The 13,063-nt window shown below is 70.8% G+C and carries 15 protein-coding genes; 2 read left to right on the top strand and 13 right to left on the bottom strand.

The features are described 5' to 3' along the window. Positions 1-266: 266 nt before the first annotated feature. The 12 genes from ACFPLC_RS24800 to ffh form a co-directional block, all read right to left on the bottom strand. On the bottom strand, positions 267-590 hold the full coding sequence (locus ACFPLC_RS24800; protein ID WP_003096226.1) for a DUF2469 domain-containing protein: 324 nt from the start codon (positions 588-590) through the stop codon (positions 267-269). Continuing rightward, positions 587-1,429: a ribonuclease HII gene (locus ACFPLC_RS24795; RefSeq protein WP_378193737.1), complete on the bottom strand. Its 843-nt coding sequence runs from the start codon at positions 1,427-1,429 to the stop codon at positions 587-589. The genes ACFPLC_RS24800 and ACFPLC_RS24795 overlap by 4 nt, the downstream gene beginning before the upstream one ends. An 82-nt stretch (positions 1,430-1,511) precedes the next feature. Continuing rightward, positions 1,512-2,447 carry a signal peptidase I gene (gene lepB, locus ACFPLC_RS24790; protein WP_191310264.1) on the bottom strand — a complete coding sequence of 312 codons (936 nt, stop codon included), beginning with the start codon at positions 2,445-2,447 and terminating at the stop codon, positions 1,512-1,514. 31 nt (positions 2,448-2,478) lie between these two features. Continuing rightward, positions 2,479-2,847, bottom strand: a complete 369-nt coding sequence (gene rplS, locus ACFPLC_RS24785; RefSeq protein WP_013223853.1) for a 50S ribosomal protein L19 — start codon at positions 2,845-2,847, stop codon at positions 2,479-2,481. 121 nt (positions 2,848-2,968) lie between these two features. After that, a complete protein-coding gene (gene trmD / locus ACFPLC_RS24780) occupies positions 2,969-3,748 on the bottom strand; it encodes a tRNA (guanosine(37)-N1)-methyltransferase TrmD (RefSeq protein WP_378193537.1) in 780 nt (259 codons plus the stop codon). A 1-nt stretch (position 3,749) separates the two neighbouring features. Continuing rightward, on the bottom strand, positions 3,750-4,262 hold the full coding sequence (gene rimM, locus ACFPLC_RS24775) for a ribosome maturation factor RimM (protein ID WP_378193540.1): 513 nt from the start codon (positions 4,260-4,262) through the stop codon (positions 3,750-3,752). A 22-nt stretch (positions 4,263-4,284) separates the two neighbouring features. Beyond that, positions 4,285-4,524: an RNA-binding protein gene (locus tag ACFPLC_RS24770; RefSeq protein WP_003103110.1), complete on the bottom strand. Its 240-nt coding sequence runs from the start codon at positions 4,522-4,524 to the stop codon at positions 4,285-4,287. Then, positions 4,521-4,964, bottom strand: a complete 444-nt coding sequence (gene rpsP / locus ACFPLC_RS24765) for a 30S ribosomal protein S16 (RefSeq protein WP_191310269.1) — start codon at positions 4,962-4,964, stop codon at positions 4,521-4,523. The genes ACFPLC_RS24770 and rpsP overlap by 4 nt, the downstream gene beginning before the upstream one ends. A 159-nt stretch (positions 4,965-5,123) precedes the next feature. Continuing rightward, positions 5,124-5,927, bottom strand: coding sequence for a CPBP family intramembrane glutamic endopeptidase (locus tag ACFPLC_RS24760; protein ID WP_378193545.1), 804 nt, complete (start codon positions 5,925-5,927; stop codon positions 5,124-5,126). Positions 5,928-6,027: 100 nt separating this feature from the next. Continuing rightward, a complete protein-coding gene (locus tag ACFPLC_RS24755; RefSeq protein WP_191310273.1) occupies positions 6,028-6,753 on the bottom strand; it encodes a CPBP family intramembrane glutamic endopeptidase in 726 nt (241 codons plus the stop codon). 45 nt (positions 6,754-6,798) lie between these two features. Beyond that, a complete protein-coding gene (locus tag ACFPLC_RS24750) occupies positions 6,799-7,875 on the bottom strand; it encodes an amidohydrolase family protein (RefSeq protein ID WP_378193548.1) in 1,077 nt (358 codons plus the stop codon). Beyond that, positions 7,872-9,407 carry a signal recognition particle protein gene (ffh, locus tag ACFPLC_RS24745; RefSeq protein ID WP_378193551.1) on the bottom strand — a complete coding sequence of 512 codons (1,536 nt, stop codon included), beginning with the start codon at positions 9,405-9,407 and terminating at the stop codon, positions 7,872-7,874. Before ffh ends, ACFPLC_RS24750 begins: the two co-directional genes overlap by 4 nt. 195 nt (positions 9,408-9,602) lie before the next feature. On the opposite strand from ffh, the gene ACFPLC_RS24740 reads away from it, so the two are divergent. Both ACFPLC_RS24740 and ACFPLC_RS24735 read left to right on the top strand, forming a co-directional pair. Continuing rightward, positions 9,603-11,381, top strand: coding sequence for an ABC transporter ATP-binding protein (locus tag ACFPLC_RS24740; RefSeq protein WP_378193554.1), 1,779 nt, complete (start codon positions 9,603-9,605; stop codon positions 11,379-11,381). A 9-nt stretch (positions 11,382-11,390) separates the two neighbouring features. Further along, a complete protein-coding gene (locus tag ACFPLC_RS24735; protein WP_191310280.1) occupies positions 11,391-11,870 on the top strand; it encodes a MarR family winged helix-turn-helix transcriptional regulator in 480 nt (159 codons plus the stop codon). Between the two features lie 279 nt (positions 11,871-12,149). Here the strand turns inward: ACFPLC_RS24735 and ku are convergent, their stop codons facing one another. Beyond that, complete coding sequence (gene ku, locus ACFPLC_RS24730; protein WP_378193558.1) at positions 12,150-13,022, bottom strand: non-homologous end joining protein Ku; 873 nt, start codon at positions 13,020-13,022, stop codon at positions 12,150-12,152. Between the last annotated feature and the right edge of the window lie 41 nt (positions 13,023-13,063).

Genomic DNA, 13,063 nt, shown 5'->3' with positions numbered 1-13,063 from the left:
TCGGTCACGGTGCGTGTGCCTTCGACGATGCCAGCGGGCGGACGGGGCTCACCAGACCCGGATCGTGGAGCTGTGGACAACCGGGGTGTTGTGGACAACGGGTCCACGGAAGGCCACCGGACCACCCGAAATGTCGGCGGGACGTGCTACAGGACCGGACGACTCGCGTACCTGGAAGGTCGGCTTGCGTACCTGGAGGGTCGGATGCGGACAGCACCGCGCCGGCCCATCCCACGAGGATGAGCCGGCGCGGTGGGAAACGGAGGCTAGCCCGAGAACGGGCCGTCTTCGGGCAGGCGGAGGTCCGGCTTGTCCAGTTCCTCCACGTTGACGTCCTTGAACGTGATGACCCGGACGTGCTTGACGAACCGGGCCGGGCGGTACATGTCCCAGACCCACGCGTCGGACATGCGGACCTCGAAGTACACCTCGCCGCCGCCGTCGCGGACCTGGACGTCGACCGCGTTCGCCAGGTAGAACCGCCGCTCGGTCTCCACCACGTACGAGAACTGACCCACTATGTCGCGGTACTCGCGGTACAGCGAGAGCTCCATCTCGGTCTCGTACTTCTCGAGATCCTCTGCGCTCATGAAATCCGCGCCCCTCCTCGGGATCGTTCTGCTACTCCGCCGGCGGAGCGTTCATTGTGACCCACACCCGCGGCCGGGGCATGCAGCGGCAGGCTGAGTTGCGGTTCCAATGCCTCGTCGAGGACCGTGGCCAGGCCGGCCGCGCCCGGCGCGCCCATGGCCTTTTCCAGCGCCGCGTACGTCAGCAGGACCGGCCGCGCCGGGCGCAGGCCGTGCTTGACGGCCACCGTGGCCACGTTCGTGTACGACCAGCGGTGGACGTTGCTGGGCCCGTGCTCGCGCAGCGCCGCCAGGTGGTCGGACGTGCTGTAGCCCTTGTGCACGTCGAACCCGTAGTGCGGGAAGTCGTCGTGGTAGCCCGCCATGATGCGGTCTCGCGTCACCTTCGCCAGCACCGACGCGGCCGCGATGCAGGCCACCGAACGGTCGCCCTTGATGACCGCCGCGTTCGGGGCCGTCAGGCCCGGGACGCGGAAACCGTCGGTGAGGATGTACCCCGGCTGCACGCGCAGGGCCGCCGCGGCGCGGCGCATGCCCTCCAGGTTCATCACCCGGATGCCGTAGAGGTCGACCTCTTCGGTCGGGATGACGATCACCGAGTAGTCGACGGCCCGGGCGAGGACCAGGTCGTAGACCCGGTCCCGCGCCTTGGCGGTCATCATCTTCGAGTCCGTCAGCTCGGTCAGCTTTGCCGCGTCGCCCTGCTTGAGCACGCAGGCCGCGACCACGAGCGGCCCCGCGCACGCGCCGGCGCCGGCTTCGTCCACGCCGGCGACCGGGCCGAGGCCACGGCGGTCGAGCGCGCCCTGCAGACCCCAGAAGAGGTCGCCGCGCACCACGGCTCGCGGTGGCCGGATCGGCTCGGCCGCCGTCAGGGGAACGGGAAGTATCAAAGCTGGATCACCCGTCTGCCGGAAAAGGCTAGGGTTTCCGCCCGGCCGCCCGGCGCAGTCCGGACTTGAGCTTGCGCCCGACGAACAACGCCGGCCACGCCGCCGCGATCCCGGCGCCGAGCGGGAGCCCGCTCTGCCAGGCCGGCGCACCCAGTGCCACCGGCTGCGCCGACTCCTGCGGGTTGTGGTCGGTGATCCCGCCCCACCGGCTCGGCGGCAGGACGATGATCCGCGCCTTGCCGATGACGTTCTCCACCGGAACCACGCCGTTCACGCCGCCGCCGCCCTGGAACCGGGAGTCGTCGGAGTTGTTGCGGTTGTCGCCCATCACCCAGAGCATCCCGGCCGGAACCTTCACCGGCTCGAAGGCCTTCTGCTCCTGGATGGACGTGTCCCAGTAGATGTACGGCTCGTCGAGCGCCTTGCCGTCCACGATCACGCGGCCCTGCGGGTCGCAGCACTGGACGGTCTGCCCGCCGACCGCGATCACCCGCTTGACGAAGTCCCGCTCGTCCGGCGGGGCGAACCCGACCAGCGAGCCGAGACCGCGCAGGGCCTGGACGACGACGTTGCTCGACTCCTGCGGGGCGATCTCGTTGTTGATCCACGCCTGCGGGCCCTTGAAGACGATCACGTCACCCGGGGAGGGCTCGGTGAAGTCGTAGGTGACCCGGTCGACCAGGATCCGGTCCCCGGTGCACCCGGGGCACCCGTGCAGGGTGGCCTCCATGGAACCCGACGGGATCATGAAGACCTTCGCGAGGAATGTCTGGATCAGGATCGTGAGCACCAGAGCGATCACGAGCAGGATCGGCAGTTCCTTCCAGAACGACCGTTTCTTGGCGGGCTTGGCTCGCCGCCGACGGGATCCCCCGCGCTCCTCGGAACGGGACAGCCTTGGCTTGTCCTCTTCGGAGCGATCGGGGTCATCCTCGGGAGCGTTCTGGGACACGGGTTCGGCCACGTCGTCAGGCTACCGGTAACCGGGTGGTGACTCAGTTAGCCGAGGCCGTCTCGCGGTTTTCGCGCCGCTCCTTGATCTTGGCCTTCTTGCCGCGGAGGTCGCGCAGGTAGTACAGCTTCGCGCGCCGCACGTCGCCGCGCTTGTGGACCTCGATCTCGGCGAGGTTCGGCGAGTGCACCGGGAAGGTGCGCTCGACGCCGACGCCGAACGAAACCTTGCGCACGGTGAAGGTCTCCCGGATGCCACCGCCCTGACGGCGGATGACCACGCCCTGGAAGACCTGGTTGCGCTCGCGGTTGCCCTCGATGACGCGGACGTGCACCTTGAGCGTGTCGCCCGGGCGGAAGTCCGGGATGTCGGAACGCAGCGACTGCTTGTCCAGCGCGTCCAGGGTGTTCATCGGTGGTCCGTCCTCGTCTTCGGTATGGCTTGCGTACAGATCCCGGGCGCGCAACGGTGCCGCTGCGGGCGACCAGGGGGCTGTTGGTGGGCTGTACTCATGCCCACGGCACCGGTCAAGTTTACAGACCGGGATCGGGCCGGAAGAACCGGCCCTCGGCCTGCTCGGGGTCCAGGCCCTCCAGGACCCCGCGATCGTGCTTGTCGAGACTACCTTCCGGCAGCCGCGCCAGTAGATCGGGGCGGCGGCGGGCCGTGCGCTCCAGGGCCTGGTCACGCCGCCAGCGGTCGATCAGCGCGTGGTTGCCCGACCGCAGCACGTCCGGCACCGCCAGGTCCCGCCACACCTCCGGGCGCGTGTAGCTAGGTCCTTCGAGCAGGCCGTCGGAGAACGAGTCCTCGGCGGCCGACCGCGCGTTGCCCAGCACCCCCGGCAGCAGCCGCACGACGGCTTCGACGATGACCAGCACCGCCGCCTCGCCGCCGACCAGGACGTAGTCGCCGATCGACACCTCGTCGACGGGCATCCGGCGGGCCGCGTCGTCGACGACCCGCTGGTCGATGCCTTCGTAGCGACCGCAGGCGAAGACCAGGTGCTTCTCCGCCGCGTAGGCGTGCGCCAGCTCCTGGGTGAACGGCTTCCCCGCCGGCGTCGGCACGACGAGCCGCGTCTCGGACGTGCAGACGTCGTCCAGCGCCGGGCCCCAGATCTGCGGCTTCATGACCATGCCCGGCCCGCCGCCGTACGGCGCGTCGTCGACCGCGCGGTGCACGTCGTGAGTCCAGTCGCGCAGGTCGTGCACGCCGACCTCGATGAGGCCGCGGTCGATCGCCCGGCCCAGCAGCGCGGCGCGCAGCGGGTCGAGGTACTCGGGGAAGATCGTGACGACGTCGATCCGCATGTCAGGCGTCCAGGAGCCCTTCCGGCGGGTCGAGCACGACCCGGCCGCCGGCGACGTCCACCGTGGGGACGATCGCGCGGACGAAAGGCACCAGCGCCGACCGGCCGTCGACGTCCAGTTCCAGCAGCTCGCCCGCGGGTGAGTGGACGACCTCGACGACCTTGCCCACGACCGTGCCGTCGGCCAGCTCGGCTCGCAGGCCGGCCAGCTCGTGGTCGTAGAACTCGTCGGGGTCCGAAGTCGGCGGCAGCGTGTCGGTGTCGGCGAGCAGGAGGGCACCGCGCAGCGTCTCGGCGACGTCGCGGGTCAAGACCTCCTCGAAACGCACCAGCAGCCGCCCGCTGTGTTCGCGGGCGGCTGCGATGGTGAGTTCCCTCTTGCTGCCGTCACGCAGCTTCGTCGTGACGGCCGCACCGACCTTGAACCGCTCGTCCGGCGAGTCCGTGCGCACGTCCACCGCGAGTTCCCCGCGGATGCCGTGCGCCTTCGCGATGCGGCCGACTACGACGTCCATCCTGACCGTGCTTCCGAAAGGCTCAGCGGTCGGTGTCGACGACGTCCACCCGGACGCCGCGGCCACCGATGCCACCCATGACGGTGCGCAGGGCGGTCGCCGTGCGACCACCCCGGCCGATCACCTTGCCGAGGTCGTCGGGGTGCACGTGCACCTCGAGCGTGCGGCCACGGCGCGTGGTCAGCAGCTCGACCCGGACCTCGTCCGGGTTGTCGACGATCCCGCGCACCAGGTGCTCGAGGGAGTCCGCGAGGAAACTCACTCGGACTTCTCGCCCTCAGCGGCCTCCGCCTTCTCGGCCTCGGCCTTCTTCGGGGCGGACTTCTTCTTCGGCGTGGTGGCCTCGGTGGTGGGCTCCTCGCCGGCCGCGGCCAGCGCCGCGTTGAACAGGTCCTGCTTGGACGGCTTCGGCTCGGCCACCTTCAGGGTGCCCTCGGCGCCCGGCAGGCCCTTGAACTTCTGCCAGTCACCGGTGATCTCCAGCAGGCGCTGGACCGGCTCGGTCGGCTGCGCGCCGACACCCAGCCAGTACTGGGCGCGCTCGGAGACGACCTCGATCAGGCTCGGCTCTTCCTTCGGGTGGTACTTGCCGATCGTCTCGATGGCCTTGCCGTCCCGGCGGGTGCGCGCGTCGGCGACGATGATGCGGTAGTACGGCGCACGGATCTTGCCGAGGCGCTGCAGCTTGATCTTGACGGCCACGGGTGTGGGTTCTCCTCGAGTCTCTCTGGTGCTGGGCTGGGCGCACGCGGGCCGAGTGGGGACACGGACGCGGGCACCCGAAGGTCAGGAGCTTTCGCACGGTGAGAGGGTCCGGCGGAAGCAGGCAGTGACCCATTCTGCCAGACGGCACCCGCGCACCTAGAAAGAGGCCACCCCGAGCGCCCCGAGCAGGATGGTCAGCGCCGGCAGGAAGTTGTTCACCTGGTGCGCGACGATACTGCCCGGCAGGCGGCCGGTGACCAGCCGCACCAGGCCGATCGGCACCGCGATGACCAGCAGCAACGTCGTCCGCAGCGGCTCGAGGTGGCTGGCCGCGAACACCGCAGTTGACAGCAGGAACGCCGCGATCCGGCCCCAGCGCTCGCTGCGCCACTGCAACTGCTCCGCGGCTCCCCAGAGCAGGCCGCGGTAGATGATCTCCTCGCAGATCGGGCCGAGCAGCCAGAGGTAGACGAACATCACCAGCGCCGCCGAAATCGACATCCGGCGGTCTTCGACCAGCGCGCTGATCGCCGACGTCGCGTTCGCGTCGCCGACCAGCCGCGTCCACAGGTAGGCGGCGAGGGTGGTGAAGACGAGCCCGACGCAGCCGTACCGCAGCCCGGTCTTCACGTCGGCCCAGCGCCACTCGAGCCGCAGGTCGGACACGGGCCCGTTGCCGCGGACGAAGGTGATCAGCACCGCGACACCGGCCGCGATCATCGTCGGCAGCATGGTGCCGAGCAGCACGACGCGCATCGGCAGCGGGCCGGGCCCGGTGTCGCCGACCAGGACCGACACGAAGGCCGCGGACGCCAGCAGCACGGCTTCGACGAGCAGGAAGGCCCCGAAACCCCACCGGTGCCTCGGCGCGGGCGGCAGGAAGGCGGTCGCGGCGGGCTCCTCGGGCTCGGGGAACGGCGTGGCGTCGGCGGCCGGGTCCCGGGGCTGGGAAGTGGTCACGCCTTGCCCTCCGCGTCGCTCGGCTCCTGCCTCGAGCCTAGCCGCCGGGATGTGATCGCACAGTATCCGTCCAGCTACTGTCCATCGATCTTCGCAAAGTCTAATGCGCGACGAACAGGAGCACCGCGGGCGGGAGGTTGTTCGCCGCGTGGGCGATCACCCCGGCGCTGACCCGGCCGGACAGGTACCGGGCCAGTCCCATCGCGATGCCCTGCCCGAACAGCGCGATGGTGCGGGTCGGCTCGCCGTGCAGCTGGGCGAACACGAGCGAAGTCAGCACGAGCACCGCCCACGGCGGGACCCGGTGGAACGACAGCGCGTTCCACAGCGTGCCGCGGACCAGCAGTTCCTCGGTGATCGGGGCGCCGGCGATGACGATCACCGCCGCGAGGACCAGCCACACCGTGTCGCCGTCGAAGGTGTCGGCGAGGTCGGTCAGCGGGCTGTCGGAGACGTCGTCGGCGCCGTAGACCGCGATCAGCATCAGGTTCAGCAGGTAGCCGACGACCAGCGCGAGCACGCCGCAGGCGAGGCCGATCCGGACGTCGCGCCAGGTGGGCTTGAGGCCGAAGTCCGCGCGCAGCCCCTCGCCCCAGAGCCACGAGCCGGCCGCCGGGCCGAGGCCGAGCAGCAGGTTGGGCACGAACGCCAGCAGCAGGAGCGGGCCGATGTCGTGCAGCTCGAGGGGGTCGAACTCGCCGACGTTGCGGTTGACCGCCGCGGCGATGATCAGGTTGGTCAGGTAGTAGCCGGCGATGCCCGCGAAGAACGCCACGAAACACCAGTGCGCCCCGAGCACGCGCCGTGCGCCGTCGTCGTCCGTCACGCGTCCCACGCTAAAGTGCCGCCCCTGCAAGGAAATCAGCGGGGTCTAGGTGTGGACGACGCCGCCGAGCACGATGTGCGAAGGATGCCGGAGGACGCCCAGGTCCTCCCGCGGATCGGCCGGGTAGACCAGCAGGTCGGCGGGTGCGCCGTCGGCGATGCCGGGGTGGCCGAGCCAGTCGCGGGCGGCCCAGGACGCGCACGCGAGGGCCTGCTCCCGCGTCATGCCGGCGCGGTGGAGCGCCTCGATCTCGTCGACGAGCCTGCCGTGCTCGACCATGCCCCCGGCGTCGCTGCCCGCGAAGACGCGTACGCCGGCTTCGATGGCCGCGGCGACCATCTCGCCGACGCCGGCGTGCAACGCCCGCATGTGCGCGGCGTACGCCGGGTACTTGCCCGCCTTGTCCGCGATGCCCGGGAAGTTCTCGATGTTGATCAATGTCGGGACCAGAGCGACGTCGTGGCGCGCCAGCTCGGCCAGCTGATCGGCGCTCAGGCCGGTGCCGTGCTCGAGGCAGTCGATGCCGGACGCGATCAGTCCCGGCAGCGCCGCTTCGCCGAACACGTGCGCGGTGACGCGGGCGCCGTGGTCGTGCGCCACCTTGACGGCTTCGGCCAGGACGTCGTCCGGCCACAGCGGCGCCAGGTCGCCCACGCCGCGGTCGATCCAGTCGCCGACGAGCTTGACCCAGCCGTCGCCGTCACGGGCCTGCTCGGCGACGGCCTCCGGCAGCTGGGCGGGGTCGTCGAGCTCGAGGCCCAGACCGGGGATGTACCGCTTGGTCAGCGCGAGGTGCCGCCCGGCGCGGATGATCGTCGGCAGGTCGGCCCGCTGCTGCAGCGGACGCACGTCGATGGGGAGTCCGCAGTCGCGGATGAGCAGCGTGCCGGCGTTGCGGTCGGTGATCGCCTGCTCGGTGGCCTCGTCCAGCGAAACGGGGCCGCCGACGCCGATGCCGGGGTGGCAGTGCGCGTCGACCAGCCCGGGCACGAGGAAGACGTCCCGGCCCAGGCTCTCGGCGTCCGGCACCGGCTCGAACGAGATCCGGCCGCCGGTGATCCACAGCTCCCCCGGCTCGCCGCCGGGCAGGATCACCCCGGCGGCGTGGAGCGCGGTGCTCAATTGTCCTTGGGGTTCTTCGGCAGCTTGAACTTCGTCGGGTCGAAGCCCGGGACGTCGTTCATGCCGCCCAGCTGCGACAGGTCGGGCATCCCGCCCGGCATCTGCCCGCCGGGGGGCAGCATCGGCATGCCGCCGGGGAAGCCGCCGCGGACCTTGGGGGGCGTGGGACCGCGGCCCTTCTTGCCCTTCTTGCCCTTGCGCTTGGAGCCGCCGCCCCCGCCGCCGAAGCCGAAGCGGCCGGCCATCTGGGCCATCATCTTGCGGGCCTCGAAGAACCGGTTGACCAGGTCGTTGACCTCGCGGACGGTGACGCCCGAGCCGTTCGCGATGCGCAGGCGGCGCGACCCGTTGATCAGCTTCGGGTCTTCGCGTTCGGCCGGGGTCATGCCGCGGATGATCGCCTGCAGCTTGTCGAGGTGCTTGTCGTCGACCTGGGCGAGCTGGTCCTTCATCTGGCCGGCGCCCGGGAGCATGCCGAGCAGGTTGCCGATCGGGCCCATCTTGCGGACCGCGAGCATCTGCTCGAGGAAGTCCTCCAGGGTGAGCTGGCCGCTGGAGAGCTTCTCGGCGGCCTTCTCGGCCTGCTTCTGGTCGAAGGCCTGCTCGGCCTGCTCGATCAGGGTGAGCACGTCACCCATGCCGAGGATCCGCGACGCCATCCGGTCCGGGTGGAAGGTGTCGAAGTCCTCGAGCTTCTCGCCGTTGGAGGCGAAGAGGATCGGCTGGCCGGTGATCTCGCGAACGCTCAGCGCGGCACCACCGCGGGCGTCGCCGTCGAGCTTGGTGAGCACGACGCCGCTGAAGCCGACGCCGTCCTGGAACGCCTGCGCCGTGGTCACGGCGTCCTGGCCGATCATCGCGTCGACGACGAACAGGACCTCGTCGGGCTCGACCGCGTCGCGGATGTCGGCGGCCTGCTTCATCAGCTCTTCGTCGACACCCAGGCGGCCCGCGGTGTCGACCACGACGACGTCGTGCTGCGCGTGCTTGGCCTCGGCGATGGCGCGGCGGGCGACATCGACCGGGTCGCCGACGCCGTTGCCCGGCTCGGGCGCGAAGGTGACGACGCCGGCGCGCTCGCCGACGACCTGCAGCTGCGTGACGGCGTTCGGGCGCTGGAGGTCGCAGGCGACCAGCATCGGCGCGTGGCCCTGCTTCTTCAGCCACAGCGCGAGCTTGCCGGCCAGCGTCGTCTTGCCGGCACCTTGCAGACCGGCGAGCATGATCACGGTCGGCGGGGTCTTGGCCAGGTTGAGCCGGCGCGTCTCGCCGCCGAGGATCCCGACGAGCTCCTCGTTGACGATCTTGACGACCTGCTGCGCGGGGTTGAGCGCCTGGGAGACCTCGGCACCCTTCGCCCGCTCCTTGATCCTCGCGATGAAGGTCTTGACCACGCCGAGGGCGACGTCCGCCTCCAGCAGCGCGATGCGGATCTCGCGCGCGGTGGCGTCGATGTCGGCGTCGGACAGCCTGCCCTTGCGCGTGAGCGTCTGCAGGGCGGCGGTGAGCCGATCGGAGAGGGTGTCGAACACGGGTGTGCACGCTCCAGCTGGGTCGATGGTGGCGCGCCGGACTCGGCCGGCTTTGTCGAGGGTAGTCGCTCCGGCTCCTTCCCTTCGCGGGTGTGCGCTCGGTAGTACGCATACGTTAACCAATGTTCGACGCACTTCCGAGTGGATATCGCAAAATCAGTGGCGCATCGGCCGAATTTTAGTAAACATAGGTGCATGACCTCAGTCCCCGTCCTGCGCGAACCGGCCGGCGACACCGACGAACCGGTGCCGCTGCGGCGGATCGCCGGCCTGTTCCGCCCGCACCGCGGGCCGCTCGCCGCACTGTTCGCGCTGATCGTCGTCCAGGCCAGCCTCGGCGTCGTCTCGCCGTTCCTGCTGCGCGAGATCCTCGACGACGCCCTGCCCCACCGGGACACCCTCCTGATCAGCCTGCTGGCGGCCGGGATGATCGGCTGCGCGGTCGGCAGCGGCTCGCTCGGCGTCGCCACCACCGGGCTGTCCAACACCATCGGGCAACGGGTCATGAACGAGCTGCGCGTCTCCGTCTACGGCCACCTGCAGCGGATGTCGCTTGGCTTCTTCACGCGGACGAAGAGCGGCGAAGTGCTCTCGCGGGTGTTCAACGACATCGGCGGGGTGGACAACGTGATCACCACGACGGCCGGGTCGATGGTGCAGAACGCGACCACGACGATCGCCATCGCGGTGGCCTTGGTCGCGCTCGACTGGCAGCTCGCGGCGCTGTCGCTCGTCGTCGTGCCGCTGTTCCTCCTGTTCACCCTGCGGCTGGGGAAGAAGCGGCGGACCCTGGCCCGCGGCCGGACCCGCCGGATGGCCCGGCTGACGACGATGGTCGAGGAGTCGCTGTCGGTCACCGGGGTGCTGCTCGCCAAAACGATGGGCAACGAACGAGCCATGCGCGAGCGGTTCGGGGCCGAATCGCGGGAGATCGCCTCGCTGGAACGGGCGGCCGCGCTGGCCGGCCGCTGGCAGACGGCGTCGCGGGCGATGAGCCTGACGGTGATCCCGGCGCTGGTCTACTGGATCGCCGGGCTGGCGCTGGCCGGCGGTGCGTCGCCGATCTCGCTCGGCACCGTCGTGGCCTTCACCAGCATGCTCAACCGGCTGGTGGCGCCGGCGAGCGCGATGCAGAGCATCGGGCAGAACGTGGCGACGTCGAAGGCGTTGTTCGGCCGCATCTTCGAGGTCCTGGACCTTCCGGTGGAGATCGCGGACAAGCCGGGTGCGCGGGTGCTGGAGGTGCGCCGCGGCGACATCGCGATGCGCGGCGTGTCGTTCCGCTACGACGCCGACGGCCCGCCGACGCTGCACGAGATCGACCTCGACGTGCCGGCCGGGACGACGACGGCACTGGTCGGCTCGACCGGCTCGGGCAAGACGACGCTCGCCTACCTGGTCGCCCGGCTGTACGAGGTGAGCAGTGGTTCGGTGACGATCGACGGCACCGACGTCCGGGACGTCACGCTGGCTTCCCTCGCGGCCGGTGTCGGGCTGGTGTCGCAGGAGACCTACCTCTTCCACGACACCGTGCGGGAGAACCTGCGCTTCGCCAAGCCGGACGCGACCGACGACGAGATCGAGCGGGCGGCGAAGGCCGCGCACATCCACGACACCCTCGCCGGGCTGCCGGAGGGGTACGACACGGTCGTCGGCCAGCGCGGGTACCGGTTCTCCGGCGGCGAGAAGCAGCGGATGGCGATCGCCCGGATCCTGCTGCGCAACCCACCCGTGCTCATCCTCGACGAGGCGACCAGCGCGCTCGACACCCGCACCGAGCGCTCGGTGCAGGCCGAACTCGACCGGCTCGCCGCGGGCCGCACGACGCTGACGATCGCCCACCGGTTGTCCACTGTGGAGCACGCCGACCAGATCGTGGTGCTGGACGAGGGCCGGATCGCCGAAAGGGGGACACACGACGAACTGCTGGCGCGCGACGGGCGTTATGCCCGGCTGGTCCGCGGAACCGCCTAATCTGGGGCCATGCACACCGAACCGGCCCGGACCCTGGACGAGACCGCCGCGCGGGTCACCGCGGACGCCGAACTCGCCGACCTGTCCCGGCGGGTGCGCGAAGGCGTCGGGCGGCTGAACTGGCGGATGCGCGCGGAAGCCGACCGGCACATCCCTGGACCGGCGGTGCTCGCGGTGCTGAGCCGGCTCTACCGCGCGGGCACGCAGACGCCGACCGAGCTGGCCGAAGCGGAACGGCTGCAGCCGCAGTCGCTCACCCGCATCCTGGCCTCGCTCGACGTCCGCGGCCACATCGAGCGAACGCCGGACCCCGACGACGGGCGCCGGTCACGGGTCAGCATCACCGACGAGGGCCTGGCCGTCCTGCGCCGGTACAGCACCCAACGCGAACGCTGGCTGGCCGGGGCCCTCGAGTCGACGCTCTCGCCGACCGAGCAGCAACTGCTCCGGCTGGCCGCCGACCTGCTGATCCGGGTCGCGGACGCCTGAAGGCTGCCGTGGAGACCCCTCGATCCCTCCACGGCAGCCTTCGGACACCCCCTTGGAGTTCCGCGCCGCCTCCCCGCGGTGCGGAACGGGTTCCGGAAACGGGCCGCTCCTCCTTCGGCCCGCCCCGGAACCCTGGCGTCTGGACGGCTCACCTCCCCAGGGGCCGTCCGGACTTCCCCCCTCGTCAGCGATCCGGTATCCGCTGACAGGAGGAAGTCTGCCGCGCCGCGGGTGGCGGGTTGAGTGTGAGAACCCTCAATTACCCGTGGGTAGTAATACTCAAGGCGTCTTCGTGCGGCTGCGGGTCGCGGCTCGCTTCGCCGTCGTCCGCGCCTTCGCGGCCCTCGACGCGGCGGCCTTGGCCTTCGTGACGGCCGCGTTGCGCGCATCCTCCGCTTCGGCGGCGCTCTCCTGCAACGCCGCCAGCAAGCGGGTTACTCCCTCGGCCTGTTCGGCGGCCGTCGGCTGGACGACCTCGGCGCCGTCGATCTTCGCCTGGACCAACGCTTCGAAGGCTTCGCGGTAACGGTCGGGGTACCGGCCGGGGTCGAACTCGCCGGTCAGTTCCTCGACCAGGTTCACCGCGCGCCGCAGCTCGCCGGGCCGGATGTCGACGTCGGCGTGCCGGAACGGGAAGTCGGGGGTGCGCACCTCGTCCGGCCACCGCATCGTCTCCAGCACGATCACCTGGTCGCGCACGCGTAGCGCGCCGAGCGTTTCGCGGCGGCGCAGCGCGACGGTGACCAGCGCGAGCCGGCCCGACTGCTGGAGGGCCTCGCTGAAGAGCACGTACGGCTTCGTCCCCGCCGGCTCGGGTTCGAGGTAGTAGCTCTTGGCGAACCAGAGCGGATCGACGTCGGGCGCCGGGGCGAACCCGCGGATGGCGATCGTGCGGCCCGGCATCGGGAGCGACGCCAGCTCGTGGTCGGACAGCAGGACGACGTCGCCGCCGGGGACGGGGTAGCCGCGGACCATCTCCTCGGGCGGCACCTCGTCGCCGTCGATCTCGCACACGCGCTTGACCCGGATGCGGCCGCCGTCGGTCTCGTGCACCTGGTGCAGCGGGATCTCCCGCTCCTCGGTGGCGCTGTACGCCTTCACCGGGATGGCGTAACTGCCGAACCCGATCGTGCCCGTCCACACTGCGCGCATCCGTGCCACCTCCGCAGCTCCCAGGCTAGACAGCGGCTACG

It is taken from the genome of Amycolatopsis plumensis (assembly GCF_042652605.1).
Taxonomy (GTDB): Bacteria; Actinomycetota; Actinomycetes; order Mycobacteriales; family Pseudonocardiaceae; genus Amycolatopsis; species Amycolatopsis plumensis.
The sequence above is the reverse complement of the archived record's forward strand: the minus strand, read 5'-3'. Positions and strand labels throughout refer to the sequence as shown.